Annotated in this window: 12 protein-coding genes and 1 pseudogene; 4 read left to right on the top strand and 9 right to left on the bottom strand. The window is 67.7% G+C overall.

Annotated elements, in window-relative coordinates:
• Together NR810_RS07990 and NR810_RS07985 are read right to left on the bottom strand one after the other, a co-directional pair.
• The gene (locus NR810_RS07990) at positions 1 to 1,032 is read right to left on the bottom strand and encodes an alpha/beta hydrolase family protein (protein ID WP_257449730.1); all 1,032 of its coding nucleotides are present in this window, start codon (positions 1,030 to 1,032) and stop codon (positions 1 to 3) included.
• 10 nt (positions 1,033 to 1,042) lie between these two features.
• On the bottom strand, positions 1,043 to 2,308 hold the full coding sequence (locus NR810_RS07985; protein ID WP_257449728.1) for a dicarboxylate/amino acid:cation symporter: 1,266 nt from the start codon (positions 2,306 to 2,308) through the stop codon (positions 1,043 to 1,045).
• A gap of 125 nt (positions 2,309 to 2,433) precedes the next feature.
• Between NR810_RS07985 and NR810_RS07980 the strand changes: the two genes are divergently transcribed.
• Positions 2,434 to 3,417, top strand: coding sequence for a hypothetical protein (locus NR810_RS07980; RefSeq protein ID WP_257449725.1), 984 nt, complete (start codon positions 2,434 to 2,436; stop codon positions 3,415 to 3,417).
• A 116-nt stretch (positions 3,418 to 3,533) separates the two neighbouring features.
• A pseudogene (locus NR810_RS07975) lies at positions 3,534 to 3,677 on the top strand (IS3 family transposase); the annotation flags it as partial.
• 85 nt (positions 3,678 to 3,762) lie between these two features.
• Here NR810_RS07975 and NR810_RS07970 read toward each other — a convergent pair.
• From NR810_RS07970 to NR810_RS07945, 6 genes are all read right to left on the bottom strand, one after another.
• A complete protein-coding gene (locus NR810_RS07970; protein ID WP_257449721.1) occupies positions 3,763 to 4,584 on the bottom strand; it encodes an MOSC domain-containing protein in 822 nt (273 codons plus the stop codon).
• Between the two features lie 41 nt (positions 4,585 to 4,625).
• On the bottom strand, positions 4,626 to 5,783 hold the full coding sequence (locus tag NR810_RS07965) for a right-handed parallel beta-helix repeat-containing protein (RefSeq protein ID WP_257449718.1): 1,158 nt from the start codon (positions 5,781 to 5,783) through the stop codon (positions 4,626 to 4,628).
• A gap of 130 nt (positions 5,784 to 5,913) precedes the next feature.
• Positions 5,914 to 7,989: a GH39 family glycosyl hydrolase gene (locus NR810_RS07960; RefSeq protein WP_257449716.1), complete on the bottom strand. Its 2,076-nt coding sequence runs from the start codon at positions 7,987 to 7,989 to the stop codon at positions 5,914 to 5,916.
• 104 nt (positions 7,990 to 8,093) lie between these two features.
• Positions 8,094 to 9,371: an MFS transporter gene (locus NR810_RS07955; protein WP_257449714.1), complete on the bottom strand. Its 1,278-nt coding sequence runs from the start codon at positions 9,369 to 9,371 to the stop codon at positions 8,094 to 8,096.
• 12 nt (positions 9,372 to 9,383) lie between these two features.
• The gene (locus tag NR810_RS07950; RefSeq protein WP_257449712.1) at positions 9,384 to 9,923 is read right to left on the bottom strand and encodes a TetR/AcrR family transcriptional regulator; all 540 of its coding nucleotides are present in this window, start codon (positions 9,921 to 9,923) and stop codon (positions 9,384 to 9,386) included.
• A 209-nt stretch (positions 9,924 to 10,132) separates the two neighbouring features.
• Positions 10,133 to 11,464, bottom strand: coding sequence for a sigma 54-interacting transcriptional regulator (locus NR810_RS07945; protein ID WP_257449710.1), 1,332 nt, complete (start codon positions 11,462 to 11,464; stop codon positions 10,133 to 10,135).
• A gap of 186 nt (positions 11,465 to 11,650) precedes the next feature.
• On the opposite strand from NR810_RS07945, the gene NR810_RS07940 reads away from it, so the two are divergent.
• Together NR810_RS07940 and NR810_RS07935 are read left to right on the top strand one after the other, a co-directional pair.
• Positions 11,651 to 13,204: a hypothetical protein gene (locus NR810_RS07940; protein WP_257449708.1), complete on the top strand. Its 1,554-nt coding sequence runs from the start codon at positions 11,651 to 11,653 to the stop codon at positions 13,202 to 13,204.
• Positions 13,201 to 14,541 (top strand): hypothetical protein, encoded by a 1,341-nt coding sequence (locus tag NR810_RS07935; protein WP_257449706.1) that lies wholly within the window; start codon positions 13,201 to 13,203, stop codon positions 14,539 to 14,541. Before NR810_RS07940 ends, NR810_RS07935 begins: the two co-directional genes overlap by 4 nt.
• On the opposite strand, the gene NR810_RS07930 is transcribed toward NR810_RS07935, so the two are convergent.
• Positions 14,538 to 16,175: a serine/threonine protein kinase gene (locus NR810_RS07930; protein ID WP_257449704.1), complete on the bottom strand. Its 1,638-nt coding sequence runs from the start codon at positions 16,173 to 16,175 to the stop codon at positions 14,538 to 14,540. The two genes, NR810_RS07935 and NR810_RS07930, sit on opposite strands and share 4 nt — an antisense overlap.
• Between the last annotated feature and the right edge of the window lie 44 nt (positions 16,176 to 16,219).

Raw genomic sequence — 16,219 nt, 5'->3', positions numbered from 1 at the left:
TCACCCAGAAGGGGGAGCCCCCTCTTCGGCCAGCCTCCCATGCCGCCGGCCCAGCCAATCTTCGATCGCCCGTAGCACCTCCTCCGCCGGGCCCGGCGGCAGGGCTTCATACTCCGCCATGGAGCCCGTCCGCGTCGCTTGAAACAGATGGTTCATGTCCTCGAACAGGAGCGTTTCAGCCCATGGGTTGTCCGCCGCCGCCTGTTGAAAGGCGGCGAGGTTCTCCGGACCCGGTACCTGGCAGTCCCTCCCGCCAAAGACCGCCAGCATGGGCTTCCGAACCGAACCCAGGATGTCTCGGGGACTCTGACGAAGCAGTGACCGGTACGCAGGCGCACAGACGATCCTCGCCATTTCCCGTGCGTTGAGAGCAACCGTGTCTGGCTCCGCCGGCGGCAGGTCGGGCCAGGTCCGCAGGAACTCGCCGATGATCCGGGTGATCTCCCGCAGGGCGACATGCTCTTGCGCCGGGCCACGAGCCATCTCGAAGACGGCTTCGTTCATCCGTCTCTCGTGGGTGAGCTGGCGCTCCGTCGCTCCTGCTTCGAGCGAAAGCGCACGCGCCTGGGCATGCAGCAAGGGTTCGATCGGCACGGCCGGACTGGCCAGCATGACCACGGACTGTATCCGCAGCCCGTCAGCAGCCGAGGCCGCGACGAGACCGCCCTCGCTGTGTCCGCAAAAGGAGATCCGGCTGCCATCGATGCCGGCTGTGGATGCAAGCGAACGGAACGCCGCCTTCGCATCCGCCACGCTGTCGGAGAACTCCGTCCGCTCCGACTCTCCCGAGGAGCCGCCTACACCCCGGTCGTCGTAGCGCAGCACCGCGTACCCCCGCCGGGAGAAGAAATCGGCAATGATCTTGAACGGCTTGTGTCCGCAGACAGTCTCGTCCCGATCGTGCGCGCCCGAGCCCGAGATCAGGATCAGCGCGGGTAATGGCCGTGTCCCGGGTGTGCGAGACAAGGTGCCAGCGAGCCGGACGCCTTCTCCGGAAAAGAAGAAGTCGTGTTCGTGGACAGGAGTCGCCATACCGTCGGAGCTAGGACGGCTCCTCCACCCCGACGTTGCTGGAGGCCCGGTCGTACACGGCCACGTCGAGCAATCCTTCCTCCCTGGCCACCAGGACCGGCACCAGCATCTGGCCGGTGACGTTGGTCAGAGTGCGCATCATGTCCAGGATGCGATCGATGGCGAGCAGGTAGCCCAGCCCCTCCAGGGGCAGCCCGGCGGAGCTGAGCACCACCGTGGCCATCACCACCGCCGTCCCCGGCACGCCCGCGGTGCCGAAGCTGCCGAGCACCGAGGCCAGCAGGATGATGAAGTACTGCGACGCCGACAACTCCAGGCCGAAGTACTGCGCGACGAAGAGGGAGGCGAGGGCCGGGTAGATGGCGCCGCAGCCGTCCATCTTGATGCTGGCGCCCAGCGGCACCGCGAAGGCCGCGTAGTCGCGGTTCACCCCGAGGTTGTGCGTGACGCTGCGCAGGGCCACGGGCATGGACGCGAAGCTGGACGAGCTGACGAAGGCCACCTGCATCCCGGGCGCCGCGCCCCGGAAGAAGCGCAGCGGATTGAGCCCGTGCGCCAGCAGCAGGCCTCCATAGACGAACACGATGTGCAGCGCGCAGGCCACGTACAACGCGAGCACGAACCGGCCCAGCGGCAGCAGGCGCTCGAAGCCATAGGTGCCCACCAGGGCGGCGATGAGCCCGAAGGTCCCGAGCGGGGTCAGCTCCAGCACGAAGCGGGTGACCTGGATCATCGCCTCGCTGGCCTCGCCCACCAGCGAGCGCAGCCTCGCCGTCTTCTCGCCCAGCTTGACCAGCGCGAAGCCCAGCAGGCCGGCGAAGAAAATGACCTGGAGGATCTTCCCTTCCGCCAGGGCGGCGAAGGGATTGGTCGGTACCACGCCCAGCAGCACCTGTATCGCCCCCGGTACCTCGCGCGGCTTGTAGCCCTCGGCCATCATCAGCGTGCCCACGCCGAGCCCCGGGCGAAGCAAGGCGGCGGTGCCCAGACCCACGCCCACCGCCAGGGCCGCGGTCACGGCGAACCACAGGAACGTCTTGCCGCCCAGCGCCGCCACGCTCTTCTGCCCGTGCAGCGCCGACACCGCATGGATGACCGCGAAGAACACCAGCGGCGTGGCGATCATCCGGATGAGGTTGACGTACAGCGTGCCCAGCGGCTGCAACCAGGGCCCCGCCGCTTCGCCCATTCCCCAGCCGGCCAGCGCGCCGAGCACGAAACCGCCCAACACGCGCTGCCAGAACGGAATGCGGAACCACCAGGACAGCAGTCTCATGGGCGCTGTCTAAAGTCGCCATCACCCGTTGTCAATGCACGCTCTCCAACAGCGCCAGGAGCCGCGCGTGGGTCCCGCGCCCGCGCCTGAGGCATCCTCCTGCTCTGTCCTGAACTGGGGGAGCCATGCCGGAGCCGAGGGACACGTCTGCTCACGAGCCAGGGCGTTTCTTCCGCTCGCCCGTGGCCGTGTTCTCGCTCTGCGCGCTGACCTTCATGGGCTCGGCCCTCTCCGTGACAGGCCTACAGTCCATCCCCATGGAGGCAGGCAGGTTGCGGCTCCTTCATGTGCTCTTCGCGATGTCGCCCACGCTCTGGGTGGCCTCTGTCCTCGTCGTGTCCAAGGACTGGCGGCATGGCCTCACGCTCTGGTCGGGCCCGTGGAGACAGCGGCTGGCGGCCGGACTCGCGCTCCTCCTCGCCGCGCTCCTGTTCCTGGTACCGGCGACCCTCGGTGTGCTCAGCCAGCGGCCGATGACCCCGGCCATGCTCGAGCGGATGGAGACCGTGTTCGCCCTGCAAGACTTCCGCACCCGGTTCCTCATCCGGAGCGTGCTCGCGGGCACGGTCTTGATGCTGCACATCTCGGGCATGTTTGGCGTGCACCGCCAGCTCCTCCGCGAGCTCGAGCAGCTCCAGTCTCCACGGGAGCCACCCGAGGCGGAGACGCTCGCGGAAGCCATCCGGCGGTATCAAGAGCTCCGGTCCGGGTTGGAGCGCCTGCTGGGCTTCTGCGCGGCCGCTATCGGCATCGCCATCCTCATCTCAGGGGCCCTCCGCAGCGTGCTCAACGAGCTCGCCAGCCCCCAGGAGCTCATGCCCGCGGAAAGTGTCGTGGCCTTCGGCGTCATCTACACGTGGATGCTCGCCATGATCTACCTGCCCATCCGCAAGACGCTGGGCGACGTGGGCAATGCGCTCGGGGAGAGCATCCTCCAGCGGTCCCTCGGGCCCCACGTCACCTGGAAGCAGTGGTTCGAGGAGCGCCAGGCCATCCGGACCTGGCTCGGCCTGCAAGGCTCCGCGCTCCAGGAGCTCCAGCAAGGACTCTCCGTGCTGACCCCCCTGTTCGCCAGCGTCTCCTCGCTGGCGTTTGGAGTGACAGGCTGAGGTCCGCTTCAAGCCACTGACACGGGCCATCGCGAGCTGGCGCACGGTTTTCCCCCAACGCTTCGTTACAATCCCGTCAACCGATGATGCTCGCGCGCGTCCCCTGCCCTTCCCTCTTCGCCACGCACGAGCAGGCTCGTACGGCACTCTTCGAGTACATCGAGGTCTTCTACAACCGCCAGAGGCGGCACTCGTCGCTGGGCTATGTCAGCCCGGTGGATTTTGAGCTTGCGGCCTTACCGCAAAAGTTGGCAGCATAACCCTACTGTCCACGTAACCGGGGCAAGCACAGATTTCCCGAGGGACAGAACCCCTCCCATGGCCACGTAAACTGCGAGCAGGCCCTTACCGCGCCCTACCGCGCAAACCCACGGTCAGTACTCCTTCGGACAGAGCTCGACCATAAACCCCAAAGATGGGGTTTTTTTGTTGTCTCTCCCTGCTGAGAGCAGCCACCGTGGCCAGCGGTTCATGGCCTGCCGTGGCATCTTTCGGACTGACATTGGGCATGATGCAGCGAATGCAGTGACCTGAGAACTGGATCTCTGGAGCCCCCTCACTCCACCGCAAGCTGGAAAAGCCCTCTTCAGCGAATGGTGCAAGATCCGCGTGATCCACCACCAGATTGGGACGGAAACGCTCATATTCCACCGGAGCATGCCCCCGATCCGCGAGCCGCTGGTTGAGTTGCCTGAGTGAAGCCAGGGAAAGGACATGCAGGGGCATCAGGGCTTTGCGGGTCAGGCCATTCTGTCCGAGGCGAACCAGACGCAGGGGCTGACCCAGCACGGCTGTCAGCCATTCGCTGGCTTCATCTCCAGCATCCTGACCGGAGAATGTTTCATTGACCTTGTCGTCATCATTCCAGATCTTCACCTGACAAGGACTCTCTAGCAGATGACGAGGGACCTTCAGGACTCCGAACCCCGGGGACTGAAGCACCAGGTTTTCACCTTCGAACCCGGGTTGAACCAGTGCCATCCGGTGAATTTCACCCATCCAGACCTGCTGGTCTTCACGGTTGATGATGACCCACTCCCGGTCTCCAGCCAGACCGGACCGAGGGGTGACCTGAGCAGACGAGACCTGAATCCCCGCACAGGATTTGATGGGATGGATCCACAGGCTGACAAGTTGGAGGGCAGAGGAGAGGGCTGCTTCAGTCATGGGCATCCTTTACGTGGAGCGCGAGGCGGGCCGCGCGGGCATCACTGCCCCGCGGTGACGGTGACGCCCGTGCCCACGTTCCGCGAGGTGGCCACACCCGTCACCAGGTTGCCCGTGGACACGACGGTGAGCGAGGTGCCGCTGCCCTTCTCGTAGTTGAGGCCGGTGCTGCGCGTGGAGCCGATACCTCGGATGGCGTTGCCCGTCACCGAGACGAAGCCCGCTCCGTAGTTGACCTGGCTGATGGACAGGTAGTGGTAGCGCGAGGCGGTGTTCGGCTCGTCCCCGAAGTTGAAGATCTTGTTGTCGGAGATGACCGACGCCGCATCCCCTTGGACGGTGGCGCCGATGCCCGCCCACGTGCCGGCGGTGGCGCCCTCGCCGAAGCCCTCGATGTAGTTGTCGGAGATGGTGGTCCCGAACAGGCGCTGCGCGACGATGGCCGTCTGCCCCACGCCGTAGAGGTGATTGCCACGCACCTTCCAGCCCGCGGAGTTCTCCATGCGGATGGCGCTCGCGCCGGAGTCGGCAATCCAGTTGTCGATGAGGTCCCAGTCCGTGACGGAGTTGCCCGAGTCCTGGACGTACACCCCATGGAGACCCGAATCGCTGATGAAGTTGTGAACGATGCGCCCGTTCACCTGCGTGTTGACGATGGCCGTCCCCGCGCTGTTGGTGTTGGTGAGACGGATGCCCGAGCCGCGCATGAAGTTGATGCGGGTGTTCTCCACCGTCGAGTTCCACGACATCAGCACGATACCATCCGTGGCCCGGCCGGTGTTGTTGGACGCATTGCCGTCCAGCGTGAGGTTCCGGACGCTGACCGGGTTGCCCGTGTAGGTCTGCGCATCCAACCACGTATCATTCGCCATCAGCGCCGCGAGGTTGGCGCCATTCGCCTGGCGGATGACCGTGCCCGAGGGCTCTCCCCCCCGGTACGCCCGCTGCCCGCGAAGGCGAATGGTCGAGTTGATGAGGCACGGCCCGGAGATGACGAGCTCATCGCCGACGGAACTGGCCGCGACGGCGGCATTCAGCGTCTCGTCGTCGCTGACGGTGTTATTGCAGCTCACCGGCACCTGCGCCGCGAGGCCGGGAAGCGGGAGGAGCAGGACCGCCGCGAGCGATGGGACGAGCCTCGACAGCCGCGAACGAAGGGAACCACGGGCCAGGTGTGTGGACAGGGAGGATGTGTGCATGGTGTCTCCGGATATGCGCGTCCGAGAGGAGCCACATGCTCTTCTCACATCGACGTGCACGAGAATGGACACGCTCGACGCCCGGGTGGCGCACGCCCCCAGGACGTACGGCTCTCCATCACGGCAGCGCCTATGGCAGGGCGCCGTTGGTGATGACGATGTCGTCGATGTACCCCCGGTAGTCCCCCGTGCTGGCGGGCCGGTCGTAGCTCACGAGGATGCGGTCGAGGGTCTTCCCGCTCAGCCACTGGCCCACGTTGCTGCGAATCTGCGTCCAGGTGTTCAGCGGAATCGCCCCTCCGTGGCCCGCCTGGGCGTGCATGCTGAAGCCATCGAGGTCCGTGGCGCCGCTGTCCCGGAGCGTCGAGCCGTCGGTACAGACGAAGTCCACCGCGACATACCGGGCGTTGTCGTGCTGGGGGTGAATCCAGTAGCTCAGCTTCGTGGCGGCGGTGATGGGGATGTTCACGTCGAAGACGCGGGCATTGGCGTAGGACACCGTCGCGCTGGTGTCCTTGCCCGAGTACATGAGCGCGGCAAGGCCCGTGTGCGGCGACTCCTGGCGGGGCGAGCACTCCACCTGCGTCGCCCACGTATTGGCGGTGACGTTCTGGCTGGCCTCGATCGTGTCCAACCACGTCGGCTGGGTATCGGTGCTCTCGAAGCCGGACTGGAACAGCACGCCCCCTCCCGTGGCGGGGATGACCTCGAACGACACGACGTGGTACGGCGGCACGGTGTAGGTGAAGGCGGAGCCCGCGTACGGAACCGTCGTGTACGCCGTGGGGTTCGCCGTCGTCGCCGCGTTGACCGTGCGCACGTTCACGGTGCCCGTGGCGCTGGAGATTCCGGCGAGCGAGACGGTGACGTCATACGCATTCCCCGCCGTGTCCTTGTTCACCACGGTGACGAACGTCCTTCCCGTCGCCGTGGCCCGGCTGGCGAAGGCCTCGAGGTTCGCCGTTCCGCCCGTGGTGGTCAGCTTCTGGTCGCCCGTGTAGTTGCCGAAGAGGAACAGCGTGAAGTACGGCTTGTGCGGCGCGAAGTCCGTGGTGTTCAGCAGGCCCAGGTGGTTCTGTCCGGCCTCGGCGAGGTTGTAGAAGCTGAAGATGTCGATGTCCGCCTTCATCGCGTTGATGATGGCGCTGGCCGTCCACGTCGCGTTGACCTCGCTGTGGTACTTCGCGTTGAAGGCGGCGAAGTCCCCCTGGGCGATGTTGTACTCGGTGATGGCGGCGCCGAACTTCTTGCCCGAGGGGCCGGTGAGGACGCCGTCGAGGCCGCCGTTCTTCACCTTGATGACGTCGTCCCGGTAGTTCGGCGGCGTCCAGGCCATGCGCTGGGCATCCGTCGCCGTGTCGCTGGCATGGGGGCCGTAGTTGTGCCAGCTCAGGATGTCCAGGTCCGCTTCCAGGTTCTTCGCCGCGTTGGACAGCCAGCTATCGGCGGGCCCCTTGTCCAGATCTCCCGAGTGCGAGTCCGCCGGACCGATGAGCTTGAGCGTCGCATCCCTGGCGCGCATGGCCGAGGCGACGGTGGTGAAGAAGGTGTTGTAGTCCGCCTTCGACGCGAACTTCCCGTCCCACTCGTTGGTGGCCTCGTTCCACATCTCGAAGTACCGGACGCGCTTCGAGGCCCCCAGCGCCTGGTCGACGTTGTAGCGCTGCACGAGGCCCGCCATGAAGGTGCCGTACTCGGCCCAGTCGGCGGAGAGGATGACCTTGTCCGCGTCGAGCGTCTTGTTGACGCCTCCGGGAAAGCCGCACACGACGATGAGCGGCTCGGCCCCGGCGTCCCAGATGGTGTTCAGCAGCGCGTCGATGGTCGCCCAGTTCCACGTGTTATGGGCCGGGTAGACGTCCTGCCCGTTGTACAGGCCCCACTGCGTGACGCCCACGCGGACGAGCTTCACCTTCGCGTCCCTGATTCGCTGCTCGAGGACCGCGTTTCCGGGCCAGTGCCCCACGTACTTGTCCGGGGCGCCAACGGCCCAGGAGAACGGGTTGACGGCGCCCGCGTTCGACGCGGTATCGACCGTGATGGCCGTGGCCAGCGCCGCACGGGAGACTCCGGGAGCCTCGGGGCCGGACGCCCGTGGGTTGGCATCGGAGCCACCGCAGGCGCTCAGCAGGAGGAGCCCCACGGCTCCGATGAGGCGGCGGTAGCGATGTGGCGACGAGACTTCGAGGTCCGAGCGTGATGACACGGTGCTCCTCCCAGGTGTGGGTCGTGGTGGCCTGCTCAAAACACTGACACGGGCCATCGCGAGCTGGCGCACGGTTTTCCCACCAACGCTCCGTTACAATCCCGTCAACGGCCCTCCTCGGCCTCCGCGCACCAGCCCTCACCCTCCATGGGCTTCCCATGTGCCCTTTGCGTGACGCGGGCGGCTGACAACACACCCGCCAGCACCAGCACGAGCGAGCCCGCGAGCGGCACCACGAGCAGTCCCACGCGCAGACCCACGGCGTCGGCGACGAGCCCGACGACCGGGGGCGACGCGAGGAAGCCGAGGCGCATCAGCCAGCTGACGAGGGTGAGGCCGGTACCGGCTCTCAGGCCGGGCAGCTCGTCGGCGCCGTGCATCGCGGCGGGCACCAGCGTCGCGACGCCGAAGCCGGCGAGTGCGAAGCCCGCGATGGTGCCCGGCACCGAGGGGAACAGCAGGGCCGAGCCCATCCCCACCGCCGTGATCGCGCCTCCTGTCCGGGCGACCGCGCGCTGGCCGAACCTGTCGACGAGGCCATCGCCGAGCAGCCGCCCGATGAACTGCGAGCCCACCAGCGCGATGTAGCCGAACGAGGCGATGGCGACGTCGGCGCCGAGCGTGCCGGAAAGGTAGACGGCCGCCCAGGTACTGCCGGCGTCTTCGACGAGCGCGCCGCTGACGGCAATCAGGACGAGCGCCGCGATCATGAGCCAGATGCGACCGCGGCCCGTCGACCGCGCGGGGACGCCGTCCACCTGTGCGTCTGCTTCAGAGCGCTCGCCGGGCTCGATGGGCTCTGGGCCGGGGAGCGTGTAGCGCAGCGCCGTCTGCGCGACGACGGCGAAGAGCAGGGCCGACAAGCTCAGATGCACGCCACGTGGCACGTCGAGGCCCGCGGCGAGACCGCCCATGAGGCCGCCGCTCACCGCGCCGACACTCCAAATGGCGTGGAACGAGTTGAGGATGGACCGGCCGTAGAGCCGCTGCACGCGCAGGCCGTGCGAGTTCTGCGCCACGTCGGTGATGGCGTCCATGCAGCCAGCGAAGAAGAGCGCCCCGGCGAGCACACCCCAGGAGGGGGCGAGCCCCGCGAGCAGCACGCCCACGCTGGTGAGCAGCGTGCCAGCCACGGCGACCCGCGACGAGCGGAAGCGGCGGATGAGGGCTCCGGCGGCGAGCCCGGCCATCAGGGCCCCGCAGGGGAACGCCGCGATGGCGAGTCCGTACTCGGCATTGCTGAGCCCGAGGTCGGCCTTGATCTGCGGGTAGCGCGGCAACAGGTTGGCGAAGATCGCACCGTTCGTGAAGAACAGCGCCGCGACGGCGACGCGGGCCGCCCGGTACTGGCGGGGCTCTTGGGGAGGATGGGGGGTGGTCATGAGGGTCCAGGTTCAGAGCGAGAGGATGCGGCGCACGGCGTCACGCGTGACGTCGCGGCCGCGGGGGGTCGGGTCGAGGCTGATGTGGATGAAGAGCCCCTCGATCAGGGCGTCGAGCTCGTGCGCCGTCCTGGCGTCGACGAGTCGCTCGAGCGCCTGGCGGCTCCGGCGCATCCAGTCATGGGTGATCTGCCGGAAGGCGGGCTGGCGTGCGGCGAGCGTGTAGAGCTCGAGGGAGAGCACGAGGTCGTCCTGGCCAGCCGTGAGGTCATCGTGCACGAGGTGGACGACCGTCTCGGCCAGCGCGTCGAGGTCGGCCGCCGCCTCGATGCGCGCGGCGAAACGCTCGCTGAGGCGTGTGGCGAAGCGGGTGAACGCCTCGCGCAGCAACTCGTCCATGCTCGTGAAGTGGTAGGTCATCGAGCCAAGCGGAACCCCGGCGCGGTCGGCGACGCGGCGGTGCGAGGTGCCAGCGACGCCGCCCTCGGCGATGACGGCAAGTGCCGCGTCGATGATGCGAGCGCGGCGCTCGGGGTCGTGCCGGCGGGTCACCACTCACCTCTCCTGGTTCTCGGGCATGAGCGGGGCGCGCCCGTGAAGCAGGCTTCGATGCGTACGAACGTACATATCATGTGTACGAACGTACATATCGCCCGGCATCAGGGCAAGACCCCGTGTGGTGCATGCAGGGCGGCTGCTCGCTACCGCGCCGGGCAGCCGTGGACGAGGGGGCCAGCCGTCAGCGACGCTCTACAGTGGGCTCACATCTCGCGCCCGCGCAGGCCCAGCTTCTGCACGATGTACTCGGCACTCTTGCGGTGCACCCCGGCGATGCGCGCCGCCTCGGAAAGGTTGTGCTGGCACCGCTCGAGCAGCTGCGCCCAATAGCGCCGCTCGAAGTCATCCACCAGGGCCTGCTTCGCCTCCTTGAAGGGCTGCATCACGTCCACCCCGGCCGAGGTGACCCGCGACTCCTGGCCGCTCATCGGCTCGATGGGGCCGGCGCGCTCCAGATCTCCTCCCGCCACGGCTTGTGCCCGTTGCAGGAAGTTCTTCAGCTCGCGCACGTTGCCCGGCCAGTGGTGTTTGCGCAGCCGCTCCATGGCGGAATAGGACACCCTGGCGGCGTCCGGGCCCAGGATGGCCTCCACCAGCAGCGGCAGGTCCTCCATCCGCTCGCGCAGCGGAGGTAGCCGCACCCGCACCACCGCCAACCGGTAGTAGAGGTCCGCGCGAAAGCGCCCCTCCGCCACCTCGCGAGCCAGTGAGCGGTTGGTGGCCGCGATCACCCGCACCTTCACCGGCACCGGCCGGTCACTGCCCACTGGCCGCACCTCCTGCTTCTCCAGGGCGCGGAGCAGCTTGGGCTGGAGGGACTCCGGCAACTCGCCCATCTCATCCAGAAAGAGAGTGCCCCCATCAGCCGCTCGAAACGCCCCCAACCGCTCGCGCTCCGCCCCGGTATAGGCCCCCTTCACGTGCCCGAACAACTCGCTCTCCACCAACTCCCTCGCCACCGCCGAGCAGTCCAGCACCACCAGCGGCCCCTCCCGCCCGGAGAGTCGGTGCAGCGCCTCGGCCACCAATTCCTTGCCTGTCCCGGTCTCGCCCTCCACCAACACCGTGGCCTCCGACGGCGCCACCTTCTCCAGCAGGGAGAAGATCTCGCGCATGCCACGGCTGCGCCCCACCATGCCCCCACAACGCCAGGCCGTGCTCAACTCCACTTCCGCCTCGTCGCGCGACAACTCGAAGCGCACCCGGACCTGTCCCAGCGTCAGCACATCCCCCGGGGACAGGTAGGCCGAGACGATGCGACGGCCCTCCAGCACCGTTCCGTTCTTGGAGCCCACGTCGTCCACCCGGTAGCCGTGCACGTCCACTTCGATGATGGCGTGCGCCATCGACACCGTGGGATCTGACAGCGCGAGGGTCCCATCCGGGTCCGACCCGAGCCGCGCCACCCGCTGCGTCACCTGCACCACGGTGCCCTTCTCCGCCCCCTCCAACACCTTCAGCCGGTAGGTCCGGAACCGGAAGGCCACCGGCTCACCCTGTGCCAGGGTCGTCTCGACGTGCGCGCCTCGAGCCATGGGCGCCTTATACCCGATCCTGGAGTAACGCTACTCCACCCGCTGGCGGACGCTTCCTCCACCTCTTCCCCACTGCCATTGCCTTCCCCAATCATTCCGAAGCCTTGAGAGTCGGCACGCGTCCTGCTTTCGCGCTCCCGCGAGACACACCGCGCGGCACCGCCGCCCTGCTCGAGGACAAGACCCTTGGTAGTCCCCCGCTCCCGCTTCTCAGCACTCGGCGTCACCCTGTGCCTGCTCCCCCTGCTGGGCGCCCAGGCCTTCACCATCGAGTCTTCCGTGATGCCGGGGTGCCACGAGCGCATCACCACGGCGGCGCTGGCCCAGGTGGGCTGGCCGTTGGAAGCCCGGTCCCAGGCGGCGAAGGCGCCGAGCCAACCCCTCGTGCAAACCCTGCCCTTCCACTTGCCGCCGGGCGCGGATGGCTGGACGGTGGGGTTGTTGGTGGGAGTGCGGGACAATGACCTGCACGGAGCCTCCCTTCTCCAGCTGCCGGAGCTCGCGGCCGTCCACAACAGCAAGGAGTCGCAGCACGAGCACTGCTTGCGCGCGCCCGGCCATGACCATGGGCCAGGAGATGAGCAAGCACTCGCCGACTGCAAGGACTACATCCTGCGCGAGCTCGAGGCGGCACTGGGAGAGGGAGAGCACCTCGAGGTGAGCGCCCAGGAGGAGGTGCGGGTGAGCCTGGCCTACCAGGTGAAACGGCTGAAGTTGCCACGCTATGCCTACCACCTGGGACGTGCGCTCCATGCCCTGCAGGACAGCTACTCACACAGCCTGCGCGACAGGGAGGACCTGGGCGTCCGCCACGTCTTCAACTACGTGGAGTCGGCGCTGAGTCCGCGCTACGACGAGGAGCGGGATGGGCACCCCCACGTGGGTGGCTTCGACGGCTGTGATGCAGCCGACGAGGACAGCTACCGGCGCGCACAGGGCGCCATCGAGGCGTCCGCCAGGCTGCTGGCGGCCCTGAACGATCCACGTGATGGAAGGTCCGGGCGGCTGGCCCGGGCGCGGGCCGTGCTCGACGATACCCTGGCGTACACCGCGGGCTGCACGCAGGCGAATGCGTGGTGTGGCCTGGGCCCGGATGCGGAGAAGTACATGCGGGGCTGCGCATCCGCCCCCGGGAGCTCGAGCGCATCCGGCCTGCTGCTGCTGGGAGTGGGACTCTTCTTGTCGCGCCGCCGGAGCACCCGCCTCCCGCTCCGTGCCGCCGTGCGCGTGCTCTGCCTCGCCACGGTGTTGCTCGGCGCGCCCGTGGCCCTCGCGGCGCCCTCGGGTTCATCTCTCCGCGCCGCCGTGGGGGGCTCCGTGGATCGCGGGGCGGTGAACCTCACGCTCGGCTTCCGCCACGATGTGTCCCCACGTCTGCAACTCGGACTCTCCCTGGAGCTCAACCCCTGGGTGGATTTCGTCGCGTGGCGCAGTGCCCCTGGCGTGGCCAGCGCGTATGCCACCGCGGTGTGGAGATGGGTGCGGCTGGGCCAGGTGGAGCTCCGAACCTCCGCGCATCTCGGCGCCTGCATGCTGCTGTTCGAAGCCGAGGGCGCTCGCGCGGGCTCCGTCGGCCCGTATCTGGGCCTCGGCGCGCTCGGCGTGAGCTTCCCGCTGGGGCCCAACATCCGCATGGACATCACCCCCGCCGAGCTGACGCTGGCCGCACCGCAGCTCCAGGGAACACCCTTCGTGTATCCACAATACCGGTTGTCCATCGGGCTCGAACTCGGGATATGACGCGACACCTCTCCCCAGACATCATCGAGATGCTGAGTCCTCCACCTTCGAGCGTGCGCCTTCCTCACTTCGTTCACGGCCTGCTGTGGTTGTGCGCGACCCTCGCCTTCGTCATGCCCATGCGAGCACAGGCGGCAGTGGACGCGCGTCGGCGGGTAGCGGTGCTCAGCCAGGAGCCGTCGCTGCGGTCGCTGGTGTCCCCAGCGCAGGCCCCCCTTCTCCGACAGGGGGCCAGGGTGGTGTCGGAGGACACGTTGCGCCAGGCCGTGAGGCAGCGGGCGGAGACAGACGAGGCGTGGCAGCGCGCGCTACAGGACATCGACGCCGGACAGGCCGCCCAACGGGAACTGCGGCTGGAGGACGCCATGGCTCGCTACGCCTCCGCGCGCCAGGTGTTGGAGGCCCAACACGTCGAGTGGGCAGCACCCGGGTTGTACGCGCACCTGCTGCTGTTGCAGGCCTCCGCCCTCTACGAACACGGTGACGAAGCCGCGGCCCAGGAGGTGCTGACGCGGCGCGCGAGCCACGCGAGGGACGCGTTCGACGAACGCACCTACCCGCCACGCTTCGTCGCGCTGGCGGCCAAGGCTGGGCAGGCCGCCGCCGAAACGCCGGTGGAACCGCCGCTGGCGGCACTGTGGGAAACCCAGCAGGTGGACGAGCTCCTGTTGCTCGAATCGCTCCACCTTCCTGGCACCAGACTGGTGGTGCTGGCGCGCTATCTGAATGGGCACCTCCAACCCGAGCGGGTGGTCACCTTCGACTGGAGCGAGGACAGGGCCGTGCAGTCGCGCGAGATGACACGCGCCTGGGAAGCCCTGGTCTCCAGAGCAAACGAGGCTCCCGTGCTGCCCGGCCAGGACAGGAACGATGCGCCGGACATGATCTTCGATCTGGGTCTGGGCCTCGGGCCCCAACTTCTCTACATCGAAGACAATGAGCCCTTCTTCTTGTCCATGGAGATAGGGGCACGCATCCCGGTGGGCCGCTTCGAGCTGGGGGGGCGATTCTTGATAGGAGGGTCCCCCTTCGGGCGGCTGACCGCGGTGATCCGCAGGACCCTCTACCGAGACCGGCTCGGACTGTTCGGGGAGCTGGGTCTCTTCGGCATGACCCGCAGACTCAGTACTCCTCCTCCCGTTGGCGACCCTCAAGCCGTTGACATCACAAAGACATACCTCACCGCCGGACTCCAAGGCGTGGCGGGCGTCAGCTATCAGCTGAGCAACCGTTGGTTGCTGGAATCACGCCTTGCGATTGGAGCGATCATCTACACCCCACGACAGCTCGGAAACCTCCCTGTCTCGTTCCAGGTCTGTGTGGCATACGCGCTCTAGTGCCCCGGGTCGGCGGACAGGTTGATTTCCCGCACCACGCTCTCGCCCGCCGTGACGTTCAGTTCGAGGTGCTCCTCACGTCCCAGCGGGACATTGCGCACCACGATGCGGTGGAGACCCGCAGTCAGGGAATGCCTCACGAGCGCCGAGGTCTCGGCCACCTTCACCCCATCGATGTGGATTTCGCCCCAGGGCACCACACGCAGGCTGAGCGAACCCTGGCCCCGCTCGTGAGACTCGTCCGGGGCGGCCGTGCTCGCCACGGTCGAGGAAGGCGCTCGGGGGCGCGAAGCCGCCACCCTTTTGGGGACGCGGGGCGGAGTCGAGGCGGCAAGGACGGGGAGCTGCTCCCGGGGAGGCTCCTGGGACGCAGCCGGTAGGGGGGCCGAGCCTCCATCCGGCGAGAGGAGCTGCTGCGCCCTCACCGAGGCGTCCTCCCCCTCCTTCGGGGAGGGCTGAACCCTGGATGCGGACATGGAGGACGGAGGCGGTGGCTCGTCCTGGCGCGGTGTCCACGGGAGAGCTACGGCCAGAAACCCGGCCGCGGAGACGCCGAGGAGGCCGCCCAGAATCCACATGCGGGGAGTTGATCCGCGCGACAGCCCACGACCGGGAAGAGAAGCCGTCGCTCGGGCAGGAGGAGGTAGGGCCTCCGCGCCCTGCATCAGCAACGCCTCCAGTGAGCCAGGGTGTTCGCGGCCACGGGGAAAGAGCGCCAGAAGGTAGGCCGAGAGGTCGGCGGCACAGGCAGCACCATCCAGGAAGAGCAGGCGGCCCAACACCTTGGTGACCTCGGTCATCGTGGGGTAGCGAGCGCCAGGGTCACGCGCCAACATCCGCATCACCAGGGTGTCCAGCTCCGGGGGCACTTCCGGGCAGAGGCTGGAGGGCACGGCAATCGTGGCCTGCTGCACCTGACGGAGCAGCGCCAGGTCCGACTCACCATCGAAGAGCCGCCGGCCCGTGAGCATCTCGTGGAGCACGATGCCCAGCGCGAACTGGTCGGTGCGCCCATCCAGCGGCAACCCAGAGGCCTGCTCGGGAGACATATAGGCGAACTTGCCCACCAGGTTGCCGGTGGCGGTGTGCTGACGCCTGCCAGCGACACGGGCAATGCCAAAGTCCGTCAGCTTCACCTCACCGTCGAAGCCCACCAGGATGTTCTGCGGCGACACATCTCGATGGACGAGGCCCAGGGGACGGCCCTCCGGACCCACCTTCCGGTGGACATAGTCCAGCGCCTGGCAGACACACAGCGCGATGTAGAGCGCCAGGGGAACGGGGAGCCGCCGCCCTCCGGCATCCAGGTGCTGGAGCAACCGGCGCAGGTCCGTGCCGTCGATGCACTCCATCACGAGGAAGTACTCACGGCCCACGCGGCCGACCTCGAAGACAGGCACGATGTTTCCATGGGACAGGGTGACCGCGATGCGGGCCTCGTCGAGGAAACGCTCGACCAGGCCCCCGTCCTCGGCCACCGCGGGAAGAAGCCGCTTGATGGCGAGCCGCTTCTCCACTCCCTCGACTCCCGGGCCGAGCGCCAGGTGGACCTCGCCCATCCCTCCTTGCCCGAGCAGCTTCAAGAGCCGATAGCGGCCAAACGGATTCCCGCCCGCGAGTACCTGTTCCGTCATTTCGCGCGGGAATCTACCACTGCCCACCAAGGGAGGCGGCACTC

Origin of the sequence: Archangium lipolyticum (assembly GCF_024623785.1) — a bacterium.
Taxonomy (GTDB): Bacteria; Myxococcota; Myxococcia; order Myxococcales; family Myxococcaceae; genus Archangium; species Archangium lipolyticum.
Note: the sequence above shows the minus strand (reverse complement) of the source record. Positions and strands in the feature narration are given on the sequence as shown.

Coding starts and splice junctions, on each gene's coding strand:
- NR810_RS07985 (WP_257449728.1), bottom strand. CDS start 2,308: ATGAGACTGCTGTCCTGGTGGTTCCGCATTCCGTTCTGGCAGCGCGTG.
- NR810_RS07945 (WP_257449710.1), bottom strand. CDS start 11,464: ATGGCTCGAGGCGCGCACGTCGAGACGACCCTGGCACAGGGTGAGCCG.
- NR810_RS07980 (WP_257449725.1), top strand. CDS start 2,434: ATGCCGGAGCCGAGGGACACGTCTGCTCACGAGCCAGGGCGTTTCTTC.
- NR810_RS07965 (WP_257449718.1), bottom strand. CDS start 5,783: ATGCACACATCCTCCCTGTCCACACACCTGGCCCGTGGTTCCCTTCGT.
- NR810_RS07930 (WP_257449704.1), bottom strand. CDS start 16,175: ATGACGGAACAGGTACTCGCGGGCGGGAATCCGTTTGGCCGCTATCGG.
- NR810_RS07935 (WP_257449706.1), top strand. CDS start 13,201: ATGACGCGACACCTCTCCCCAGACATCATCGAGATGCTGAGTCCTCCA.
- NR810_RS07970 (WP_257449721.1), bottom strand. CDS start 4,584: ATGACTGAAGCAGCCCTCTCCTCTGCCCTCCAACTTGTCAGCCTGTGG.
- NR810_RS07990 (WP_257449730.1), bottom strand. CDS start 1,032: ATGGCGACTCCTGTCCACGAACACGACTTCTTCTTTTCCGGAGAAGGC.
- NR810_RS07955 (WP_257449714.1), bottom strand. CDS start 9,371: ATGACCACCCCCCATCCTCCCCAAGAGCCCCGCCAGTACCGGGCGGCC.